This is a genomic window from Eisenbergiella tayi, assembly GCF_001881565.1.
GTDB lineage: Bacteria > Bacillota > Clostridia > Lachnospirales > Lachnospiraceae > Eisenbergiella > Eisenbergiella tayi.
In genome coordinates this window covers 668,821-691,684 of record NZ_MPDJ01000001.1, presented here as the reverse complement: position 1 = coordinate 691,684, position 22,864 = coordinate 668,821, and the positions used below count along the sequence as shown (strand labels likewise).

17 protein-coding genes are annotated in these 22,864 nt (G+C 51.5%); all 17 read left to right on the top strand.

The window, feature by feature from the left end; genetic code table 11:
* Positions 1-95: 95 nt before the first annotated feature.
* The 17 genes from BLA28_RS02820 (at position 96) to cysK (ending at position 22,741) form a co-directional block, all read left to right on the top strand.
* Entirely contained in the window at positions 96-2,630 is a 2,535-nt protein-coding gene (locus BLA28_RS02820) for a glycoside hydrolase family 2 protein (RefSeq protein ID WP_069155929.1), read from the top strand.
* Positions 2,621-3,643 carry an ROK family protein gene (locus tag BLA28_RS02815; RefSeq protein ID WP_071698877.1) on the top strand — a complete coding sequence of 341 codons (1,023 nt, stop codon included), beginning with the start codon at positions 2,621-2,623 and terminating at the stop codon, positions 3,641-3,643. The genes BLA28_RS02820 and BLA28_RS02815 overlap by 10 nt, the downstream gene beginning before the upstream one ends.
* A 13-nt stretch (positions 3,644-3,656) precedes the next feature.
* The gene (locus BLA28_RS02810) at positions 3,657-4,376 is read left to right on the top strand and encodes an MBL fold metallo-hydrolase (RefSeq protein WP_069155927.1); all 720 of its coding nucleotides are present in this window, start codon (positions 3,657-3,659) and stop codon (positions 4,374-4,376) included.
* A 129-nt stretch (positions 4,377-4,505) separates the two neighbouring features.
* Entirely contained in the window at positions 4,506-5,969 is a 1,464-nt protein-coding gene (gene gtfA / locus BLA28_RS02805; protein ID WP_069155926.1) for a sucrose phosphorylase, read from the top strand.
* Complete coding sequence (locus BLA28_RS02800; RefSeq protein ID WP_069155925.1) at positions 5,962-9,036, top strand: FAD-dependent oxidoreductase; 3,075 nt, start codon at positions 5,962-5,964, stop codon at positions 9,034-9,036. Before gtfA ends, BLA28_RS02800 begins: the two co-directional genes overlap by 8 nt.
* Positions 9,037-9,096: 60 nt before the next feature.
* Positions 9,097-11,721, top strand: coding sequence for a glycoside hydrolase family 38 N-terminal domain-containing protein (locus BLA28_RS02795; RefSeq protein WP_069155924.1), 2,625 nt, complete (start codon positions 9,097-9,099; stop codon positions 11,719-11,721).
* Positions 11,722-11,810: 89 nt separating this feature from the next.
* Positions 11,811-12,170 (top strand): glycoside hydrolase family 38 N-terminal domain-containing protein, encoded by a 360-nt coding sequence (locus BLA28_RS34390; protein ID WP_278336432.1) that lies wholly within the window; start codon positions 11,811-11,813, stop codon positions 12,168-12,170.
* Positions 12,119-14,257, top strand: a complete 2,139-nt coding sequence (locus BLA28_RS02790; RefSeq protein WP_278336431.1) for an alpha-mannosidase — start codon at positions 12,119-12,121, stop codon at positions 14,255-14,257. The genes BLA28_RS34390 and BLA28_RS02790 overlap by 52 nt, the downstream gene beginning before the upstream one ends.
* A 77-nt stretch (positions 14,258-14,334) precedes the next feature.
* On the top strand, positions 14,335-15,009 hold the full coding sequence (locus BLA28_RS02785; protein ID WP_069155923.1) for an aspartate/glutamate racemase family protein: 675 nt from the start codon (positions 14,335-14,337) through the stop codon (positions 15,007-15,009).
* Positions 15,010-15,027: 18 nt separating this feature from the next.
* Positions 15,028-16,524: an FGGY-family carbohydrate kinase gene (locus BLA28_RS02780; protein ID WP_069155922.1), complete on the top strand. Its 1,497-nt coding sequence runs from the start codon at positions 15,028-15,030 to the stop codon at positions 16,522-16,524.
* A complete protein-coding gene (locus BLA28_RS02775; RefSeq protein ID WP_069155921.1) occupies positions 16,515-17,384 on the top strand; it encodes a class II fructose-bisphosphate aldolase in 870 nt (289 codons plus the stop codon). The genes BLA28_RS02780 and BLA28_RS02775 overlap by 10 nt, the downstream gene beginning before the upstream one ends.
* 351 nt (positions 17,385-17,735) lie before the next feature.
* Positions 17,736-19,001, top strand: a complete 1,266-nt coding sequence (locus tag BLA28_RS02770; protein ID WP_069155920.1) for a four-carbon acid sugar kinase family protein — start codon at positions 17,736-17,738, stop codon at positions 18,999-19,001.
* A 23-nt stretch (positions 19,002-19,024) separates the two neighbouring features.
* The gene (locus tag BLA28_RS02765) at positions 19,025-19,636 is read left to right on the top strand and encodes a D-sedoheptulose-7-phosphate isomerase (RefSeq protein ID WP_069155919.1); all 612 of its coding nucleotides are present in this window, start codon (positions 19,025-19,027) and stop codon (positions 19,634-19,636) included.
* A gap of 23 nt (positions 19,637-19,659) precedes the next feature.
* Positions 19,660-20,238, top strand: a complete 579-nt coding sequence (locus BLA28_RS02760) for a class II aldolase/adducin family protein (RefSeq protein WP_169897195.1) — start codon at positions 19,660-19,662, stop codon at positions 20,236-20,238.
* Positions 20,239-20,323: 85 nt separating this feature from the next.
* On the top strand, positions 20,324-20,635 hold the full coding sequence (locus BLA28_RS02755) for an ArsR/SmtB family transcription factor (protein ID WP_069155918.1): 312 nt from the start codon (positions 20,324-20,326) through the stop codon (positions 20,633-20,635).
* 83 nt (positions 20,636-20,718) lie between these two features.
* Entirely contained in the window at positions 20,719-21,666 is a 948-nt protein-coding gene (locus BLA28_RS02750; RefSeq protein ID WP_069155917.1) for an alpha/beta hydrolase, read from the top strand.
* Between the two features lie 136 nt (positions 21,667-21,802).
* Positions 21,803-22,741, top strand: coding sequence for a cysteine synthase A (cysK, locus tag BLA28_RS02745; RefSeq protein WP_069155916.1), 939 nt, complete (start codon positions 21,803-21,805; stop codon positions 22,739-22,741).
* Positions 22,742-22,864: the final 123 nt, after the last annotated feature.

The following is a 22,864-nucleotide window of genomic DNA, read 5'->3' as shown; positions in this document are numbered from 1 at the left end:
AGCGGGGTGCGCAGACTGTGGAAATGAATTTTCGGACATACTAGTGCTCCATCCGGATGGAGCACTTGCCTCCGCTACAGGAAAGGAACAGGAAAATGGACAGAATCAATTTAAACGGCCCGGACTGGCTGATGAAGGAATTTGTGGGAATGGACTGGGTCTGGAGGGATTCCGTAATGCCTCAGACCGGTGATGTGCGCTGGTGGTATCCGGCGGAGGTACCCGGGAGCGTGCTTCATGATTTGATGGAAAATGGCCTGGTGCCGGATCCGTATTATGAGATGAATTCAAAGCTGGCTGAGTGGGTGCCGGACAGAACCTGGGTTTATAAAAAGGAATTTTTTGTCCCGGAGGATCTGGAAGGAAAGCGGATAACACTGGTTTTTGAAGGAATTGATTACAGCTCGGAGATTTTCCTGAACGGGGTATCCCTGGGAAAACAGGAGGGGATGTATGTTCCCTGGAGCATGGATGTCAGTGCGAAGCTTCTTCCCGGAGAAACAAACCTTCTGGCGGTAGTACTGGAACCGGCTCCTTTTGAGCAGCCACAGGTAGGAAAAACCAGTCTGGTATATACGCATAAATCCAGAATGACCTACTGGTGGGATTTCTGTCCCCGCATGATCCATCAGGGGATCTGGCAGGACGTATATCTGAAGGTAAACGGGGAGGCAGTCCTGACCGACGTATACGTGCACGCGGAACTTTCCGAGGACAACCAACAGGCCGAAGTTTATGTGGATCTGGAAACGGACGGACCGGACGGATGCACGGTGGAAGGCAGTTTCGGTGACACGGTTTTCCGTGGAACCGTGGAAAGGGAAGAGGGCTCATCCAACGGAAAGTGCCGGATACGCCTGATTATAAAGGAGCCGCGTCTGTGGTGGTGCAACGGGCAGGGAGAGCCTTATGAATATCCGGTTGAGGTACGCCTTCTTGACAGACAGGGAAGGGTTTCCGACAGCCGGAGTCTGGAAACGGGAATCCGGAAGGTGGAATTCCTTCCTAATGAAGAAGGGATTGCCGGACGGGAAAAAGAGGGCAGCTTTACTCTGCGCTTAAACGGCAGAACCATATATATGAACGGCTATAACTGGGTGCCTGCGGACGTGATGTACGGCTCTGCTTCGGAAGAAACCTATGCCCATTTGATCAGGCTTGCGAAGGAAGCGGGCGTCAATATTTTCCGGGTATGGGGCGGCGGCCTGATAGAAAAGGATGTTTTTTACCGGATGTGCGCCGGGGCGGGAATCCTGGTGTGGCAGGAATTCATCCTGTCAAGCTCTGGAATTGACAATACTCCTTCCGAGGCGGACAGCTATAAAACGCTGATGAAAGAACAGGCGGAATCGATCATCCGTCAGAAAAGAGGGTTTACGGCCCTGGCTGTCTGGTGCGGCGGAAACGAACTTCAGGATCCTGACGGCACGCCGCTGGATGAAAGGAATGCCCTGGTAAGGACACTTGGGGAGCAGGTGAGAAAGCTGGACGGCACAAGAAAATGGCTGCCGACCTCTCCGTCCGGAGGAGTGTTCCTGAACTCTCTGGAAAATCTGGAAAAATGTCCGGAGGAGCTTTTCGATGTACACGGGCCATGGGAGCATCAGGGGCTGAATAAGCATTATGAGCTTTATAACCGGGGAACCTGTATGCTTCATTCCGAATTCGGGGTGGAGGGGATGACCAACTATGAGGCTCTGCGCAAAACGACGGCGCCGGAGCATTTCCTCCCGGCGAGCAAGAAGAATCCCGTATATTTCCACAGAGGGGCCTGGTGGAATAATGAGCCTCTGGTACAGGAAACCTTCGGGGGACTTACTGCAATCGAGCCAATCAGAAAGGGAAGCCAGTTCATGCAGTATGAAGGCCTGAAATATGCGGTGGAATGCAACAGACGCCGCGTCTTACACTGCAGCGGCACCTTCCCGTGGCAGTTCAATGAACCTTATCCGAACCTTTACTGTACCTCGTCCCTGGACTATTTCGGAAATCCCAAGCCCGCTTATTATGGGGTGAAAAAGGCGTATGCTCCTTATCTGGTGAACGCGTCCTTTGAAGGGGCGTCTCTTCAGGGAAAAGAATGGCTGGAGGCCGATATTTATGGTGCAACCAACCTTCCGGCCAAAAAAGAAAACCGGACTTATACGGTACTGGCGCGGGTTTACGCCCTTTCAGGAGAGATCCTGCAGGAGGAAGCTTTCCCCCTGGAAAAACTGCAGATAAGGGCATCCCATGCAGGAAAAATCCGTTTCTCTTTAAAAAATACCGAAGAGGAGCTGCTGCTTCTGCGGCTTGCCCTGAAAGAGGAAGGAACGGAAGAAATTCTGGCAGAAAACGAATATCTGTTTACGGCCGGCCGGGATCTGGGAGCAGTATTCCGGATGGAAGCGCCGGAGCTTACGGCGGAAGGGCAGGAAGAAGGTTTTGTGCTCAAAAACAGCGGAAGGAGCGCGGCTTTATTTGTTTTCCTGACGAAAGAAAAAGGAACTCCCGTTTACTGGAAGGATAACTATTTTACCCTTCTTCCCGGTGAAGAAAAGAAGCTGACGGGTGAGGGAGACTGGAAAGCCTCTTTCGTGCAGGCCCTGAATATGGAATATCAAAAATTGGAGGTAACACAATGCAGGTAGTGGTAGGAATAGATATAGGAGGAACAAAATGTGCGGTATCCTTCGCAAAACAGCATTCCGACGATATCGAGTTTCTGGATAAGGTGCGGATGAAAACGGAAACGGAGAGTTTTGACAGGGCCATGGAAAGCTTTATCCGGATCATCCGGGAAAAGTTCAGTCAGAATCCGGACTGGCAGCTCATGTCCATCGGCATTTCCTGCGGAGGCCCTCTGGATGCGGAAAAAGGGCTGATCCTGTCACCTCCCAATCTCCTGAAATGGGAGAAGGCCGATGTGTATACGCCTCTGAAAAAAGAATTCGGCGTACCGGTAATGCTGCAGAATGATGCGGATGCCTGTGCCCTCGCGGAATGGAGCATGGGAGCGGGAAAAGGCTGCAAAAACATGATTTTCCTTACCTTCGGTACGGGTATGGGAGCCGGCCTGATTCTGAATAATGAACTGTACAGCGGCACTACAAGCATGGCGGGAGAGGTGGGCCACATCCGTATGGAAGAGGACGGCCCCTTCGGTTACGGCAAATATGGTTCCTTTGAAGGCTTCTGCAGCGGAGGCGGTATCGCCAAGCTGGGCAGGATGAAAGCGGAAGAAGCGCTGCGGGAAGGAAAGCCTCCTCTTTTCTGCCGGAGCGAAGCGGAGCTTGAGGGAATATCCAGTAAATCCATTGCCGAGGCGCTGGAGCAGGGAGACGAACTGGCGGCGGAAATTTTTGATACGGTAGGCACCTATCTGGGAAGAGGGCTTTCCGTACTCATAGACATACTGAACCCGCAGATGATTGTGATCGGAAGTATCTATGGAAGGCAGAAATCGGTTCTGGATAAAAAAATGATGGAAACCCTGGAAAAAGAAGCGCTTCCCGTCTCCAGAAAGGCATGCAGGATTGTTCCGGCAAGTCTGGGGGAATTGATCGGGGATTATGCGGCGGTTTCCGTGGGAATTAAGGCTTACCAGGATTTATACCGCAATGCGGAGCGTTTCAGCCTGAAAATGACATCAACCGTTTCCTGAAAGGAGTAATAGGATGAAGCTTTTAACAAATATCTATCAGGTAGGCGGCCCCAGCCTGACTCATTTTTTTGACGCAGCCGTGTATCTGATGAAAGGGAAAGAGGGATGGTTCCTCATCGACTGCGGTACGCCGGAGGGCTATGAACAGATAAAGGAAAATGTGAAGAAAACAGGGGTGGATCCCGCTGAAATCCGTTTTATCCTGGGAACCCACGGCCATTATGACCATGTGGGGGCGGCCCATCTGTGGAAACAGGAATTCGGATGCCTTCTGTATCTCCATGAACTGGACAGGGAACAGGTCGAAAACGGAGACAGCGTAAAGACCTCCGCGGCCCTGCTTTATGGAACCAAATCAGAGCCCTGCAAGGTAGACGGTACGATTGCGGAAGGGGATACCTGGGAAGGCGACGGTTTTACCGTGGAAGCTATGTATACACCGGGTCATACCATGGGATCGGTCAGCTTTGATGTAACGGCCGGCGAATACCGGCTGCTGATAGCCGGAGATGCCATATGGGGCGGCTACAGCGAGAAAATCGGATCCAATGAGGAAGCCTGGTTTGAGACGCTTGATAAAATAACAGCCAGACATTATGATTTTTACACCTTCGGCCATGTGAATCCCCAGCTGATCGCGGATGCGGATGCCCGATTGAAGGAAGCGAAAATGGCCTTTGCCAACTATTATAATCCATGGTTTAAGACCTTTTACGAGACCTATAGATATTGACGCATTGTAACTGTTAAGCCCTCTCTTAGCCTGCAGGAACCGCAGGCGCACTCCCGGCAGGCTAAGAGGGGGCTTAACAGTTACGGTAAATTACTTTAAAAATTTATGATACGGACAGGAAACAGGGACATGAAAAATAAAATTATGCTGATTACCTACTCGGACAGCTTTGGCAAAAATTTAAAAGAATTGAAGCAGATGGTGGATACGTATTTTAAACGGGAAATCAATGGAATCCATATACTTCCTTTTTTCCCGTCTTCCGGGGACCGTGGGTTTGCACCCATCAATTACAGGGAAGTGGATCCTCAGTTCGGAACCTGGGAGGATATTCAGGCTTTGGCGGAGAATTATGAGCTGATGTTTGATTTCATGATCAATCATCTTTCCAGAAGAAGCCCGGAATTCCTGGACTTTTTGGAAAAGCATGACCAGTCGGAATATGCGGATATGTTCCTGCGCTTTAAGAAATTCTGGCCAAACGGGGAGCCGGATCAGAAACAGGTGGATATGCTGAATAAGCGCAAGCCCTGCGCGCCTTGTGAGGATATTCTTTTTGCGGATGGGACGACAGAGAAAATCTGGTGTACCTTTGACAATGAGCAGATGGATCTGAACCTGGAATCCGAGACGGCATGGCGTTTTGTGGAAAAGACGCTGCGGTTCCTGATGGATCAGGGGGCTGCCATGATCCGGCTGGACGCCTTTGCGTTTGCCACGAAAAAGCTGAATACCTCCTGCTTTTTTATCGAGCCGGAAATGTGGGATATGATGAAACGGGTACAGGGGATTCTGGATGAAAAAAACATACCGATGCTTCCTGAAATCCATGATCATTATACGATACAGCAGAAAATTGCGGATCATGGTTATACGGTTTATGATTTTGTCCTTCCCGTCATGGTGCTGCATACCCTGTTCAGCCAAAACAGCCGGAGGCTGCGGCATTGGCTTGAAATCTGCCCCAGAGATCAGCATACCACCCTGGATACCCATGATGGCCTGGGAACCGTGGATGTGGAGGATCTGCTTTCCGAAGAGGAGCTTCAGGCAGTGATTGATAAGACGGAGGAGTACGGCGCTAATTTTAAATGGGACTACAGCCAGAAGGGGCATGGCGGCAAAAGGGTTTATCAGATCAATTGTTCTTATTATTCTGCTGTGGGGGAGGACGATGACAGTTATCTTCTTTCACGGGCCATCCAGTTTTTCACGCCGGGAGTTCCCCAGGTGTACTATATGGGGCTGCTGGCAGGCGAAAACGATTATGAGCTGATGGAAAGAACCCAATACGACAGGAATATAAGCAGACATAATTATACGGTGGAAGAGATCGAAACACTGGTGGAAAAACCTGTTGTGAAAAAGCTGTGCAGACTGATGCAGTTCCGTAATGAGTACCCGGTTTTTGACGGGGAAATGAGTCTTCCGGATACGGACGACTCCTGCCTGAGCATCGTGTGGAGCTGTAAGGGACTGGAGGCGAGGCTGGATGCCCGGCTGAAGGAAAAAAGCTTTACAATAACCTATCTGGACAGAATGGGGGAGGCGGTAACGCTGAGCCTGGAAGAGGATTTTAAGTGGGATGAATAACCATGACTGCGGCCTGCCCGTTATCGGGGAAGCGGATTTATGTATATTAAGCGGAAAGCTGCCTGTGCTGCGCCGTGCGTTTGAACTGGCGCAGCAGGGGAAGAAGATAATTCTGGCGGTAAGGGAGACCTGTCTGGCGGAGGATATCTGCCAGACCTTCCAATATCGCCTGACGTCGGAAGAGTGCGCCTTTTTTCCGGAAGAGACAAGAACAGAAAAACTTATGCTGCTGAGGCCGGATGAAGGGAAGCGTTACCTGGAGGAACGCTGCCTGGAGGCCGGCATAAAACTGCTTTACGGGGTATGGCCCGTGGACTGCAGGGAGTGGGAGGAAGATACCCAAGCTGCGGACGGGAAGAATTCCGGGGGCGCCGGGAAAAGACTTCTCCGGGTGGCGGCTAAAGGCGGGGTGTTCGGGATTCTTTGTGATGAGGTATGGATGGAAGCTGAAGCATCCATGGAAGCTGCTACATCCGTGGAAGCTGGCGCATCCATGGAAACGGCCCCTTCCCCTGAAGGAATGTATTCCAAAGAAAACAGATATACCTATACGGCCCTCATAGGAGGCCTGCCGGATAAGGAGGCTGTGGTAAAAGAAGGCCGTGCTGTCTGGAAGGATCAGGAAATTCCATATCTGCTGGAAGGTGAGGAAGGGAGAGGAATCCTCACCGTTTTCCTGCCGCCTTCTCGGAAAGAGAATTCCTGTCAGGAGGCATGCGGGGAGGAAAAGCCTGTCCGTCGCGTACCCTGGCTGTCAGGGAAAGGCTCGGAGAGAGAAATCATTATCTCCGTTTTTGCACAAATACAAAAAGAGATGCCAAAGCTGGAATTGGGGCGTTTTGCACCGCGTCCTGCCTTGGTAAGAACTGGTGAAGGAAATTCTGCTGTGCGGAAAATTCCCCGCGAGGAAGGTAAGTGGATTTCCCTCCCATCGGGAAAGGTTTTCTCTGGCGGAAACAAGGCTCTCCGCCGGATTCCGGATAGCAGCCGATCCCGTATCTGCATATGTACAGGCAATGGCCTGCCTGAGGAAGGGCGGCACAGATGTCTTCCGGCCGCCAATGAAATCAGTTGCACAGAGGAAGAATACGATCTGGTGGTGGCGGGCGGAGGAACGGCAGGAGCCATGGCTGCTTTGTATGGAGCCAGGGGCGGCCTGAAAACAGTCTTGATGGAGCCGCAGTTCACACTGGGCGGCACATCCACGGTGGGCGGCGTGAGTACCTATTGGTTCGGAAACCGGTTCAGTGATGTGCGGGAGATTGATTCGGAAACAGAGCGGGTGGCCTCAGCCTTGAAGCTGCCCCGAAGGGATGGGATTTGGAGTGAACTGGACGATTTTCATCCGGGAATCCGTGCGGAGGTATTGACCCGGCTCTGCCTGGAGGCCGGAGTGGACATCCGGTTCGGAGAGCTTGTTTTCGGAACGGTATGTGACGATATACCCGGAGGCGGCAGGCGGTGTAAGGGAGCGGCAGCCGCAGGGCCTGCCGGTTTGACTGTTTATTACGGAAAGGCGGTCATCGATGCTACCGGCGACGGGGATCTTGCCGTATTTTCCGGAGCGGAAGCGGTATATGGTTCTGACAGGGATTATATTACCTATTGGGCGTCGCTGGCCCAGTATACGGATGTAAACCGGTATAAAAATAATTTTTCCTCCATGGTAATTTCTGCGGATCCGGAGGATTTTACCCATTTTATTCTGCTTGGAAGATGCCGGGGAGACGCGGTCCGGGATCATGGGATGTATGTGAGTATGAGAGAAAGCCGTCATGTGAAGGGGACATATACGGTAAATTTGCAGGATTTAATGCAATTCCGAACCTATCCTGACGGACTGTACACCTGTTATTCCAATTATGACCCGAAAGGAAAACTGGATGCGGACGTGATATACTGCGGCATGCTTCCGCCCCAGGTGCAGATCCAGATACCCCTTTCAGCCCTGCTTCCCTGTGACGGGAGCGGCGGGCGCATAGAGGGGCTCTATGTGGCGGGAAAAGCCGTCAGCGCTACAAGAAATGTGTTTCCCAGCATCCGCATGCAGCCTGATTTGATGCATCAGGGGGCCGTATTGGGAGGCCTTCTTGCGGAAAGCCTGAAAAAAGGGATCTATCCGGAACAGATGGAAGCGGAAGAAAGAAGGGATTTCCTCCTTCATTTGACAGATGATCCGCTCACCCTGCCCGGCGGGGAAGAGAAGAAAGGCGGCCTGTCCGCAGAGGTTCCTTGGGCTTTGGAGCATTTGAAAAAAGAAACGGAGGCCATAACGGCCGACTCCAGAACGCATTGGGTGGATGTTCCTTTTATATATGAAGAAAAAGAAGAGAGTGAAATCCTTTCTGTGGCAACGGCCCCGTCGGAGGAGGCGCTTCCTCTTCTTTTAAAAAGACTGCAGGAAGAAACCTGTCCTTATGACTGGACGGATAAGGAGAATCTCCGTATCCGGCTGTTGGAAATGTGTTTGTGGCACGGTTATGCGGAGGCGGCGGAGGAATTAAGCGCTTTTGTACTCAGGGAGCTTTCTTCTGGTACCCTGCCTGAAAGGGAAGGTTCTACGATGTGTGCCCAGCTTCTTCCGGATCACGGAGTCATGCCGGAGACTGTTTACCGGCTGAACCTATTGGGCCGCAGCGGGAGAAAATGTATCATCCCTGTTTTCAGAAAGGTGCTGGATCTGCTTTCCGGTATGGACAGAGATTACGAAGACATCCACAAGGGAATTTACCACTATGTGGAAAGCTTCGCTTATGCTGCGGAGCATAGCGGAAAAACAGACGCCGATACTGCCGCGGAATTTATTCCGATGCTGCGCAGGCTGACAGAATTTCCGGAATTCCTAAGCTGCCTGGAAAGAGAGAGACAGGTAGAATTGATGACGGAAAGGCTGCAGATTTTGCTGCTGATTCTATGCAGGGCCCTGGCGGGGCTGGGAGAGGAAGCGGGCCGGAAGCGTCTGAGGGAGCTGGAGAAAGAACCGGCTGGTCTGGCTGTCCGCCTGTCGGCCCGCAGGGCGTTGGAAGAAGCGGGGAAAAAGGAAAGAAAGACAGATAAAATCTGGTAAGTACAGGCAACAGTTCAGATATCTGCATTGTTACAGGGATATAAGGAGAAAAGCTGACGAATGGAAAAGAAAGAGCTTTATATGATAGGAAATTCCCATATCGATCCGGTATGGTTCTGGAACTGGGAAGAGGGGATGCAGGAGGTTAAGGCCACTTATGCCTCCGCGCTGGAGAGAATGAAGGAATTTGAGGATTTTAAATTCACTTCCACCTCCACCCTGTTTTTTGAATGGATAGAAGGGATACTTCCGGAGATGTTTGAGGAAATCAAACAGCGTGTGGCGGAAGGCAGATGGGAAATTACAGGGGGATGGTTTCTGGAACCGGACTGTATTCTGCCCTGCGGGGAAGCCTTTGTAAGACAGGGGCTGTATGCGCAGCGTTACCTGAAAAGCCGCTTCGGACGGCTGTGTACTATAGGATCCAATGTGGACAGCTTCGGACACAACCATGTCCTTCCCCAGATCCTGAAAAAAAGCGGTATGGATGCCTATGTGTTCATGAGGCCAAGGCTGGACACCCCGGTTTTTGTCTGGGAAGGAGCCGACGGAAGCCAGGTGAATGCCATCAGCCTTCCGGCGGAATACACTACCTGGTTTCATGATCCTACCGTAAAAAATATAGAAACCACGCTGGAGAGGACAAAGGGTTATGAAAAAATGCCCTGCTGTTACGGCGTGGGCAATCATGGAGGCGGGCCTACCATTGAAAATATCAACAGTATCCTCAGCCTGCAGAAGGCTTCGGAAACCCCGGAGGCGCCGTTCGCGGCTTATGGCGATGTCAGTCTGCGATTCTCTTCCTATACGGAGTTTCTGGAAGATTTGGATAAATCCCGCCTTCCGGTGATCAAAGGGCCATTTGAAAAGGTGAATGAGGGCTGTTATTCCATTGATTCCTATTTCAAGAGCCTGAACCGCCTGGCGGAACGAAGGCTGATAGAGGCGGATTGTCTTATGAGTATGGCTGCTTGCGCATCCACGGCAGCTTGCGCATCCACGGCATCATGCACATCCATGGGAGCATGCACGTCCACGGCAGCATGCGCACCAACACCGGCAGGCACCTCCGGGGGAGAAAGCCCCGCCGGCCCGGAATGGATGAAGCAGACGGAGGAAATAGAAAATCTCTGGAAGACGCTTTTATTTAATGAATTCCATGATACCATGGGAGGAACCACCATCAAACAGGCCCGGGAGGAAGCCATCATGCAGATGTCCGGTGTCTGTGCCGGAGCCGGAAAAATCAAGGCGCTGGCCATCCAGAAAATAGTGAACGGCCTTTCCACGCTGGGAGAAGGTTTTCCCCTGGTGCTGTTTAATACGGACAGCCAGCCTTATGATGATTATGTGGAAACCGAACTGGAATGGTTCTGCCAGGCTCCTCTTAAGCTTCTGGATGCAGACGGGAAGGAAATCCCTTACCAGAGAATCCATACAGACGCCAAAGTAAGGCATACTACCCTTGGCGGAAGAAGGCGTTTTGTGTTCCGTGCCCATATTCCCGCTTTTGGGTTTGCCGTGTACCGGACTGTGAAGGCTGAGCCTGCATTGTGCTGCAATAACCAGATGGAAATCGACAATCCCGCCGCCAATGTTCTGGAAAATGATTTCATCAGGGCGGAGTTCGATACACAAACCGGAGCGCTGGTATCCCTTGTGGAAAAATCCTTCCCGGAGAACGAAGAAACGGAAGGCTACGATGCCCTGAAGGGCGCCTGCAGCATCCGCGTTTACCGGGATGAACGGGATGCGTGGGGCGGACTGCAGGGAAGAAGATATGAGGATCGAAATGAAACCTTCCGCCTGATTTCCATGGAAAAAGTGGAAAGCGGCAAAATCAGGGAGGTTATCCGGGTGAGGACGGCTTTTGAGGGAACCACTCTGGAACAGCTCTATTCCCTTGGCGAGCAGGAGAAAGAGCTCTGTGTGGAAAACAGACTGGTTTTCAATCATACATGGACATTGCTGAAGGCCGCGTTCCCCACAGGAAAGGCATGCAGCCATACAGAGGCAGAAACCGCGTACGGAACGCTGGAACGGACGATCACAGAGGATACTTCCGAATTTTATATGCAGCGTTTCCTGGATGTGAGCGATGAAGACGGCAAAGGTCTTGCCATTGCCAATGACGGAAAATATGCCTTTAATATGGAGGACGGAAGAACCCAGATAACCCTCTGCAGAAGCGCCATTTATGCCCAGGGCAACAGCCCGGAGTGGTATAATGAAAAAGAAAGCTATCAATATACGGATATCGGTCCCCAGACCTTTCATCTGATCCTGAAGCCTCACGGTAAAAAGCTGCCCCGTTCGGAAGCCTACCGTATTGCCCAAAAAGCGAACGGCGCATACGATTATCTGGCCGACAGTGCCCATCCCGGCAGAGAGCAGATCACGCAGAAAAGCTTTGCCGGCGTACGGGGTACGGATGACAGGGCCGCCTGTGACGTATCCAATGTGCGCATCATGCTGGTTAAGAAATGCGAAGACGATAATTCCTTTATTATCCGGCTTCTGGAAACGGAGGGAAAGGATACCGCCTTCATGCTGGAATTTAACGGCAGGAAATATCCCATACAAATAGGCCATGAGGAAATCCTTACCCTGAAAATAGAGGAAAACGCACAGCAGCCGGTCACGGAAGTGAATCTGCTGGAATGGACTCTGAAAAAAGACCAATAGGCAGCCGCTATTTTTAATGAAGTATAAGGACAGCCCGCCGGACACGGCATCTGCTGTTTATGGCCCGCCGGGACGGGCAGATAGGAGTAATGATGGATAAAAAGAAAACATTATATATGATAGGCAACGCCCACCTGGACATCGTGTGGCTCTGGCAATGGCAGGAAGGCTGCCAGGAAGTAAAAGCCACCTTCCGATCCGCCCTGGACAGAATGAAGGAATACGACGATTTCTTTTTTACCAGCAGTTCGGCAGCCCATTATGAATGGGTGGAGGAAAACGAACCTGCCATGTTTGAAGAAATCCGGGAAAGAGTAAAGGAAGGACGCTGGGTTATCGTAGGCGGCTGGTGGATGCAGCCGGACTGCAACGCGCCCGGGGGGGGGGGGAATCCTTTGTGCGCCAGGGGCTGTACGGACAGCGTTATTTCCGGGAAAAGCTGGGAGTGACCGCACATACCGGCTATAACGTGGACAGCTTCGGGCATAACGGCATGCTGCCCCAGATCCTGAAGAAACAGGGAATGGACAATTATGTATTCATGCGCCCGGGACGCCATGAAAAGGGGATAGAATCCGAGCTTTTTGAGTGGGCTTCCAACGATGGATCCAGGGTGACGGCCTTCCGCATTCCTTTTGAATATTGTACCTGGCCCGATGAACTGAAAGAGCATGTCCTCCGGTGCGCAGGGGAAATCAAGGGGGAGGAAGGAAGCATCATGTGCTTTTACGGCGTGGGAAACCATGGCGGCGGCCCCACCAAACGGAATATCGAAAGCATCCGGGAACTGGATAAGGAAGAGGATATGCCTCATCTTATCATGGCCACGCCGGATGATTATTTCCGGGATATAAAGGCGCAGGGGAAAACACTCCCTGTGGTATCCGGAGAGCTGTTCCACCATTCCAGCGGGTGCTACAGCGCCCATTCCGAAGTGAAGAAGCTCAACCGGCTTGCCGAAAACCGTCTTATCATGGCGGAGAAGCTTTCTGTGGCGGCGAAGCACTGGGCCGGCGGCAGATATCCTCTGGAAAGATATACGGAGGGCTGGAAAAAGGTCCTTTTTAATCAGTTCCATGACATTATGGCGGGGACATCCATCGAACCGGCTTATGAGGATGCAAGGGAAAGCTACGGAGCCGCCCTTGATACGGCGGCCAGAGGCCTGAATGCGGCGGTGCAGTCCATATCCTGGCACATCAATATTCCCATGGAAGACGGGATGAAGCCTGTCGTGGTATTCAATCCCAATTCCTTTCCGGGAAAATTTGAGGTGGAGATGGAATCCCCAAATCTGAAGGAAAACCAGATCCTTGTGGATGAGGAAGGAAAGCAGATCCCCTTGCAGCAGGTGCAGCCGCTTGCCTCATCCAACGGAAGGACAAGGCTTGTTTTTATCGCGGATCTTCCCGCGATGGGTTACCGTACCTACCGTCTGGTGATCCGGGAGACGGCCCATGCCTTCCCCGATGTGGAAAGCACCGATACCACAGCGGAAAACCGCTGGTTCAAAATAGCTTTTGATGAAAAAACAGGTTATATCTCTTCCTTATATAAAAAGAATGACGGAACCGAATATTTCAGCGGCCCCGCGGCGGTTCCTGCCGTGATAGAGGACAGGAGCGATACCTGGTCCCATGCCGTCCGTATTTTTGATAAGGTGAAAGGCTGCTTTTCCGGTATCTCTGTAAAAAGGGTGGAAAATGGCCCGGTGAAATGTGTGATCCGTGTGACCAGCACCTACGGCAGTTCCCGCATGTTCCAGGATTTCTCCATTTACAGGGAACTGGACTTCATCCGGGTAAAAACGACGGTGGACTGGCACGAAAAATGGTCCATGCTCAAGCTTCGTTTCCCCATGCAGCTGAATTATCTGCGGGCCACCTGGGAAATCCCTTACGGTACTGCCTGCAGAGAGCCGAACGGTGAAGAATTCCCCATGCAGAACTTCCTGGACGTGGAGGGCGCCAATCCGGGCCTGACGACTGCAGTCAACGGTCTGTCCTTCCTGAATGACGGAAAATCAAGCGGAAGCATTGCGGGAAAAGAAGTGTCCCTCACCGTGCTTCGCAGCCCCATTTATGCCAATCATGAGCCCTATGAACCGGATGAAAACCTGGAATATGTATATATAGACCAGGGCGTCCAAACCTTTACCTACGCCCTGTACCCTCATGACGGAAGCTGGGAAAACAGCCATACCGTGAGAAGAAGCCGGGAAATCAATGAAAAGCCGATCGCTCTTTTTGAAACCTACCATAAAGGAGAGCTTCCCCAAAGCGCCTCCTTCCTGGATATTTCCGCTGAAAATGTGCTGCTGACAGTCATGAAGGAAGCGGAAGACGGAAGCGGGGATGTGATTCTCCGTCTGGTGGAAACCGCAGGAAGAGGCTGTGAGACACAGCTGAAGCTTCCGGGCCTGCACAGAGAAGCGGCTCTTACGTTTACCCCTTTTGAAATCAAGACTGTGCGTATCCCGGTACCGGAAAATATGGAAATACAGGAAAACAACCTGTTGGAAGATGCGATGAAATAAGAGAGGCAGGGGCTGAAAGAAAAACTCTTTCAGCCAGCCTGATTTCGAGTGCGCCGTGCGCACAGATGGGAGCTTAAATGAAAAAAGTAGCAGTAATCCATACGACACCAGTAACAATCCCCACACTGAAAAAACTGCTGACTGACAACCGGAGGCCGGATGAGGAAGAAATCGAGGTCATAAATTTTCTGGATGATAGCATGCTGCCGGAAATCAACCGGCTGGGGCACCCTTCGGAGGGCGTGAAATACCGGCTGAATACCCTTTTGCTGTTGTGTCAGACAACAGGAGCGGACGCCGTTCTGTGCGCATGCTCTTCCATCGGAGGGCTTGTGGAGGAAGGAAGCAGTCTTGTGGGAATCCCCGTTTTCAGGATTGATGAACCCATGGCGCGCCTTGCTGCCGGCTATTCCCGTATCGGGGTGGCGGCGACACTCCATTCAACAATAATGCCTACTACTGAGCTTATCCGCAGAAAAGCGGCGATAGCCGGAAAAGAAATTTCCATCCAGAGCACAGTAATTGAAAATGTGGGAAATCTTCTGGCAGAAAACAAAGGAGATTTATACGATGAGATGGTAGGGGAACAGCTGCGCCTGTTATTAGAGGAAAATGAAGTGGTGGTTCTCGCCCAGGCATCTATGGCAAGAGCGGTGGAGAGATGGCCGGAGGAAGAGAAGAGCCGCTGCCTTACCAGCCCGGTAAGCGGTGTGGAAGCGGTTCGCGATTACCTGCGTAAAAAAGAAGGGTAACGGGGAAGGCAGGCTGATATGGAACTTTATCTGGGTATTGACATCGGCACGACGCATATCAAGGTCTGTGCCGCGGATACAAACGGCAGGGTGGTGAAAACTGCCCTGCGGGATCAGGAAAGCAGGCCCGTGCCGGGCTGGGGAAACTGCATCAGCCCCGAAGAACTGTGGGATAAAACAGCGGCCTGTCTGGAAGAGGTGCTCTCAGAGACGGAACCCGGAGCGGTGAAAGGAATCGGCATAACCAGCATGGCGGAAGCCGGTGTCCCTGTCGGGCGTGACGGAAAACCGCTGATGCCTATCATACCATGGAACGCATGGGATGGTGCCGAAATAACCAGGGAAGAGTTTCCCGAATCCCTCAGAGGATGGGGGCTTTACCGGAAAACCGGGCTTTTATGGCATCCCAAATATACGATAAATCAGTTCCTTTTTCTGAGGAAAAACAATCCCCGGCTGTTGGAACAAATGGATTGCTTTTTATCCGTTTCCGATTACCTGCTTTACTGCTTTACAGGAGAGCGTCTTATGGAAGAATCCCTGGCCTGCAGGACAATGCTGTATAACATCCATGAGCGGAAATGGGATGATGAGCTGACGGAACTGGCGGGGGCAGCAGGCAGGCTTCCCCGGGTAGCCGGGCAGGGAGAAGACCGGCCGGTTTTAACAAAGGATATGGCGCGGCGCTTCGGGCTGCGTGAGGATGTGAGGGTATGCACGGGAGGACATGATCACCTGTGTGCGGCTCTGGCGGAAGATCTGAAAGAAGGGGAAATCCTGAATTCCATGGGGACGTCCGAGGTATATATCGGCTTTCTCACACAGCTGCCGGATCAGGATTTACTCTATAAAAAGGGAATCCAGCTGGGACGTTTTCAGGGGAAATATTATTGGATTTGCAATATGCCTTCCTCGGGAGCGTCTGTGGAATGGCTGCGCTCCTTCCTTTCTGTGGAGGGAAGGCCTGTTCCCTATGAAAGCCTGATGCAGATAGAACGGCAGGTCCCTTCCCGGATGATGTATCTGCCTTTTGTGAATGGGGCGGGTTCCCACCGGACAGGGCATGGCGGCGGCCATGAAAACAGGAATTATCAGGGCGGCCTGCTGAATCTGTCCATGGCCTCCGGGCCGATGGATGCGGCTCAGGCAGTCTACGAAGGCATAGCCTGTGAGTCCAGGGTGATCCTGGAGCTTCTGGAGGAAGCGGGCATAGGTGCAGAGAAGATAATCTGTGCGGGAGGAGGAACCGGAAACCCGCTGCTGATGCAGGCAAAGGCGGACATAACCGGACGCTCCTTCCTTATCTCCCATATGCTCCAGGCCACGGCGCTTGGGGCGGCTGCCATAGCCGGAGGGAGCAGGATGAAAAGAAATATGGATGCAGACAGTGAAAAAGAAACTATATCTCCCACAGATGCTTTGCGGGAGGCATATGATATAAAATATGAAACCTATCGGGAAATACTTCAGAAGCAGTACCCGATGGAAAGAGAGGCAGGAAGTTTATGCAGTTAGTACCGGTAACACAGATGCTTAAGGCGGCAGAAAAAGGAGGATATGGAATCGGCTCTTTTTCCGCCAGGAATACATACCTGATTAATGCGGTTCTGAAGGGTGCCCAGGAGACAAAGGCGCCAGTCATTGTACAGATATCCGCCAATGAATTTAATTGGTTTGATGTGACAGCAAAGGAATTCGCCGACCGTTTTTATGAGGTACACGGCAGGTATCAGGGACAGGCCGCCCTTCATTTGGATCATACCAAAGACATGGACATTATCAAAGCCGCCATCGATGCCGGATTTCAGTCTGTCATGATAGACGCTTCCCAGAAAAGCTTTGAGGATAACATCGCCATAACAAGAGAAGTAGTGGAATACGCCCATGCCAAAAATGTGGAGGTGGAAGCGGAACTGGGGAAAATAGGCGCTACGGATAAAATCGAAACCGACAATGATGAAAGCCTGTATACCGATCCCGCGGAGGCGGAAGAGTTTGTGGCAAGGACCGGTGTTGATACGCTGGCGGTTTCCATCGGCACGGCCCACGGGGTATATCCGGTAAAAAATCCGAAAATCGATCTGGAACGCCTTGCACAGATCAGGAAACGGGTGAGCATTCCCCTCGTGCTTCACGGCGGCAGCGGCCTTCCTCCCGAAACAGTTCAGGCGGCCATCACCATTCCCGGAGGAGGCGTGAGCAAAATCAACATTGCCACGGATTTGGAGCAGGCATTTTTAGGCTCTCTCGGCTGTCAGAGAAAGACCAACCGGGAAATCTGGCAGATGGATGAAAAAGCGCTGGCTGAAGCCGCAGAGGCGGTTCAGCGGGTTGTGGAAGATAAAATCACAAATTTCCTATTGTGGAAGGGATGATTTTATGAAAGAATAGGGAGGTGAAGCTTATTGACTCAAACTTCGCCCCTGCCCCTGTCCCCTCCGGCCCGTGTATTCGGGACTGCTGCCCGGTTCGGCGGCCCTTTTTCCCTCTGCCGGCTCTGCAGGGTTTCCTGTAAGGGGCGTATAAACACGCCGGTCCTTAGGCCGCGTACTTTGCGGCCTTAGTACCGCTGCGTGTTTGTCCGAGCGAGAGTGTCCCCTGAAAGGATCCCTGCAGAGCCGGCAGAGGGAAAAAGGGCCGCCGAACCGGGCAGCAGTCCCGAATACACGGGCCGGAGGGGACAGGGGCAGGGGCGAAGTTTGAGTGATTGACAGGAGGGGATAATTATGAAAAAGAGAATTGGAGTGGTTGCAGACGATGTGACCGGAGCAAATGACATCGGAGTTATGTTCCGAAAGGGGGGCTACCGCAGCGCTGTTTTTCCGCTGAGCCTTCTTTCCCTGTGTGATTTAAAAGGGGAATGTGAAGAACTGGATGCCATCATTATTGATACGGACAGCCGTTTTGATGATCCCAGGACAGCGGCGGACAAGGTCGCACAGGCCACCAGGCTTTTGCAGGAGCTGCCCTGCGACAGATATTTTAATAAAACCTGTTCGGTGTTCCGCGGGAACATCGGCGCGGAATTCGACAGCATGCAGGACGTGCTGGGTATTTCCTGTTCCATGGTAATCGCAGGCTTTCCCGGCAACGGCCGGACTACGGTGGACGGCGTCCATTATGTATATGGAACCAGGCTTGAAGACTCCCAGTTCCGTACGGATCCCATTCATCCCATGGATATTTCTTTTCTGCCCGATATAATGAGCAGGCAGACCGACAGGAAAATCAGACAGATCACCTGGGAGGATCTGGACAAGGGACTGGAGCATGTAATCGGGAAAAAAGAAGAACTGAAAAAACAATGTGCCTATATTCTTTTTGATATACGCCACCAGGAGGACCTGAAGCTGGTTGCCCGTGCCGTGGCGGATGAAATCAATCTGTGCGGCAGCTCTGCGATCGGGGAGGAGCTTCCCGCCGCTATCCGGGAAATGTGCGAAGACGGGCAGGATCCGGTATTCCTGATAGCGGGAAGCCTTACCAGGCAGAGCATTGCCCAGACAGAGTACCTGCGCGGAAAAGGATATCCGGTGATAACCTTTGATACCGAAACCATATTTGATGAGGAGGCTTTTTCTTGGGAAGAGGAAAGGCTTGCAGGGGAGGCCCTGAAGGCCATGAAGCAGGCGCCCCTTGTCCTGGTGCATTCCGCCCAGCAGCCGGAAAGGGTGCAGGCGACAAAGGAGAAGGGACAGAAGCTGGGATTTACCCATGAAGAAATCGGAAAGAGGATATCCGGGTGCCTCTGCAGGGTGACCCGCAGGGTTCTTTCGGAGACAGGCTGCCGGAAGCTGGTGGTGGCAGGAGGAGATACCTCGGCGGCGGTTACCGGTGAGCTGGAAATATACCGTATGGAAATCGGGGAAGAAATCGAAGCCGGAGTACCGGCGATGACAGGAAAAACAAATCTGGGAGAAATGTCTCTGGTGCTAAAATCAGGAAGCTTCGGCAGTGAAAGCTTTCTGGAAAAAGCGGCGCGCTATGTGTAAACAGAAAGGGGAAAACGAGTACAATGAACGATCTGGAACGTTTGACGGAAAGGTATCCGGCCCTGGCTGGCATGAAGGAAGAGATTGCCGGAGCCTTCCGTATTTTGAAGGAGTCCTATGAAAACGGAGGCAAGCTGCTTGTATGCGGAAACGGAGGCAGCGCTTCGGATTCCGACCATATTGTGGGCGAACTGATGAAGGGCTTTTATAAAAAGCGTCCTTTAAGTGAAGAAGAAAAAGAAAAATACGGAGAGCTCGCCGGGCATCTTCAGGGAGCGCTCCCGGCCATTTCCCTCACAGGGCATCCGGCCCTTTCCACGGCGTTTCTCAACGATGTGGATCCGGAAATGGTTTTTGCCCAGCAGGTGTATGGATATGGCAGGGAAGGCGATGTGCTGATTGCCATCACCACGTCAGGAAATTCCGTGAACGTGCTCCATGCGGTGAAGGTGGCAAAGGCAAAAGGTATGAAGGTAATCGGCCTTACCGGACATGACGGGGGCGCCCTGAAGGGACTGTGCGAGGTGTGCCTGATCGTCCCGGGCGGCACGACTGCGGATATTCAGGAATACCATCTGCCTGTTTACCATACGCTCTGCGCTATGCTGGAAGAACATTTTTTCCCGGGTGAATGACCGGGATTCGGAAGGAGGAAATCGTGGAAGATAAGAAAGAATTACTCTGCCGGATTGCGGGCCTTCTTTTTCAGAAGGGGCTTGTGAGCGGCAAGGATGGAAATATAAGCATAAAAACCGGGGAAGATGAAATGCTGATCACCCCGTCGGGGATTTGCAAGGGTTTCCTTACGCCGGACATGATCATACGGCAGAGGTTTGACGGCACAATAATAGAAGGCAGTCTGAAGTCAACCAGGGAAGCAGGCATGCACAGCAGGCTCTATGAACTGCGCCCGGATATCGGTGCTGTCGTACATACCCATCCGGCGGCCGCCACGGCCTTCGCCGTATGCGGACGGAAGTTTCCGGAAAACTGGCTGCTGGAGGTCCCCGCTCTAATAGGTAAGATAGGGATTGCAGGCTTTGCCCCGGCAGGCAGTGCCGAACTGGTGGCAGAAGTGGAGAAGGTGGCCGACAGCGATGTCATTTTCCTGCAGAATCATGGCGTGATTACCTATGGCCCGGATATATACGAAGCCTTTTCCAGGATGGATGCGGTGGAGAATACAGCCAAGACAATCCTGTATTCGCAGATCCTGGGGGATGTGAAGGAATTTTAAAACGAGTGATATAGCTCTTGATATTTGCCGGATATAATGATATTATGGGTTTAAACTTGTAAACGCGTTGGCACAGGAGGGCTTTATGAGTAAGCAGACCATGTTTTATATGAAAAAATGTGCTCCTATTTTCTCAATGCTCCAGGACGAAAGACGGCAGGAAATTACGCAGCTTCTGTTTGAAAACCGAGAATTGAGCGTTACGGCGCTTACGGAAAAGCTTTCCTTATCCCGTCCGGCAGTTTCCCATCATCTGAAGCTGCTGCTGGATACGGAACTGGTAACGGTCCGCCAGGAGGGGAAAGAAAGATACTACCGGATGAATTTAAGGCCTGCCCTTACGTATCTGAAAAATCTGACAGATTCTATTGAGAGCGATATAAAGCAGATGGAATAAATAATATGACGCCACGCAGGTGGCGTTATATTATAGACTATGAGTTTACGAGTTTAAACATATAATCAAAAGGAGAAATGAGAATGAACTATTCAGAACAGAAAAACTGGAAAAGAATAATAACTTTTCTTCCCGGAAAATATCATTTCAATAAGGAGTATTATCCCTCGGAAGAACACTGGGACTGGAAGGGGAACGATGTGCATCTGGATACCTTCCGTAATCCGGATGCAGAGGCTAAAATTATCCTTTTACATGGGGTAGGGACAAATGGCCGTCAGATGTCTGCGATAATCGGCGGACCGCTTGCGATGGACGGCTATGAGGTCATAGCCATAGATATGCCCTTGTATGGAGTTACGGAAGTGAACAGAAGGATGACAATCAGCTATGATGACTGGGTACAGCTCGGAAGTGATTATATTGACTTTGAAAGAACCAAGGATGAGCGCCCCATTTTCCTTTACGGACTTTCCGCCGGCGGTATGGAGACCTATCATATAGCCTGCAGAAATTCCCACATAAAAGGAATTATTGGCATGACCTTTCTCGAACAGAGAAATCAGGCCGTACGGAATGAAACAACGAACAATGTTTTCTGGGCGCATTTCGGTACCCCTCTGGCAGGACTGTCGGTAAAAATGGGATTGGGCGGGATGAAAATGAAAATGTCTGTCTGCTCCAAAATGTCTGCGCTGTGCAACGACAAGGAATGTTTAAAAGAACTGCTGGCAGATCCCACCTCCGCCGGAAACAGAATCCCCATGAAATTTATCTATTCCTATATGAATTATGCGCCGGAAACAGAACCCGAAAATTTTGATGTATGTCCTGTTTTGCTGACACAGCCGGAAAAAGACAGGTGGACCCCCCTGGCCTTAAGCCAGCCTTTTCTGAACAGAATAAAAAAAGTGCCGGTGAAAATAACTGTTCTGGATAATGGAAGCCATTTCCCGATTGAAGAGACGGCTCTGGAACAGCTGCACAATAATATACTGCAGTTTATTAAAGAGAATTTACACTTGGAATGAATTATTTTACACTTGGCATGAATTATTTTTTCCTTGACACCGGAATAACAGAGGAGTATATTGAATTCATAACAAACCTACTGAAATAGTAGGAAATAAAAATAGCAGGAGCATCACAAAAAGGAGAGCAGAAATTATGGCAAATATTAAAAAGAGTGCGGAAGAGCTTATCGGCAGAACACCTTTGATGGAGCTTGTTAATTATGAAAAAAAGGCGGGGGTAACGGATGCCGTAATTCTTGCAAAGCTGGAATATTTTAATCCCGCAGGAAGCGTAAAGGACAGAATTGCCCTGCAGATGATTCTGGATGCGGAAGAGGAAGGCCTGTTAAAGCCCGGTGCCACCATTATCGAGCCTACCAGCGGCAATACGGGAATCGGCCTGGCGGCTATGGCTGCGGCGAGAGGTTATAAAGCCATTCTTACGCTGCCTGAGACGATGAGCGTGGAACGGCGTAAGCTGCTGAAGGCTTATGGCGCCCAGATTGTACTGACACCCGGAGCGGAAGGCATGAAAGGGGCGATTGCGAAGGCGGAGGAGCTCCACCGCGAAATCCCCGGTTCCTTCATTCCCGGACAGTTTGACAATCCTTCCAATGCAAAAGCGCATAAGCTGACCACCGGCCCGGAAATCTGGGAAGATACCGACGGGAAGGTTGATATTTTTGTGGCAGGCGTAGGTACCGGCGGAACGCTTACCGGCGTGGGCGGTTACTTGAAGGAGAAAAATCCTGATGTAAAGGTGGTTGCCGTGGAACCGGCGCAGTCTGCCGTACTTTCCGGAAAGAAACCGGGCCCTCATGCCATTCAGGGCATCGGCGCAGGATTTGTTCCCGGCGTGCTGGATACGGAGATTTATGATGAGATCATACAGGTGGAAAATGAGGATGCTTATTCCACAGGCAGGGCTATCGCGCATACCCAGGGACTGCTTACCGGCATTTCCTCCGGGGCCGCCCTGCATGCCGCCACACTGCTGGCAAAACGTCCGGAAAACAAAGGCAAGGTAATTGTAGTGCTCCTGCCGGATTCCGGAGATCGTTATCTGTCCACCCCTCTTTTTTCCGAAGAATAAACTTTTGGATGGAAATGTCCGTCTCAGGAGGAAAAAGGGAAGAATCACCGGTAATAGTTCAAACAGAAATCCGGCCCGCCGCGCAGCCTTTTGGGGGCCGGATGCGGTAAAGGGCCGGACCTG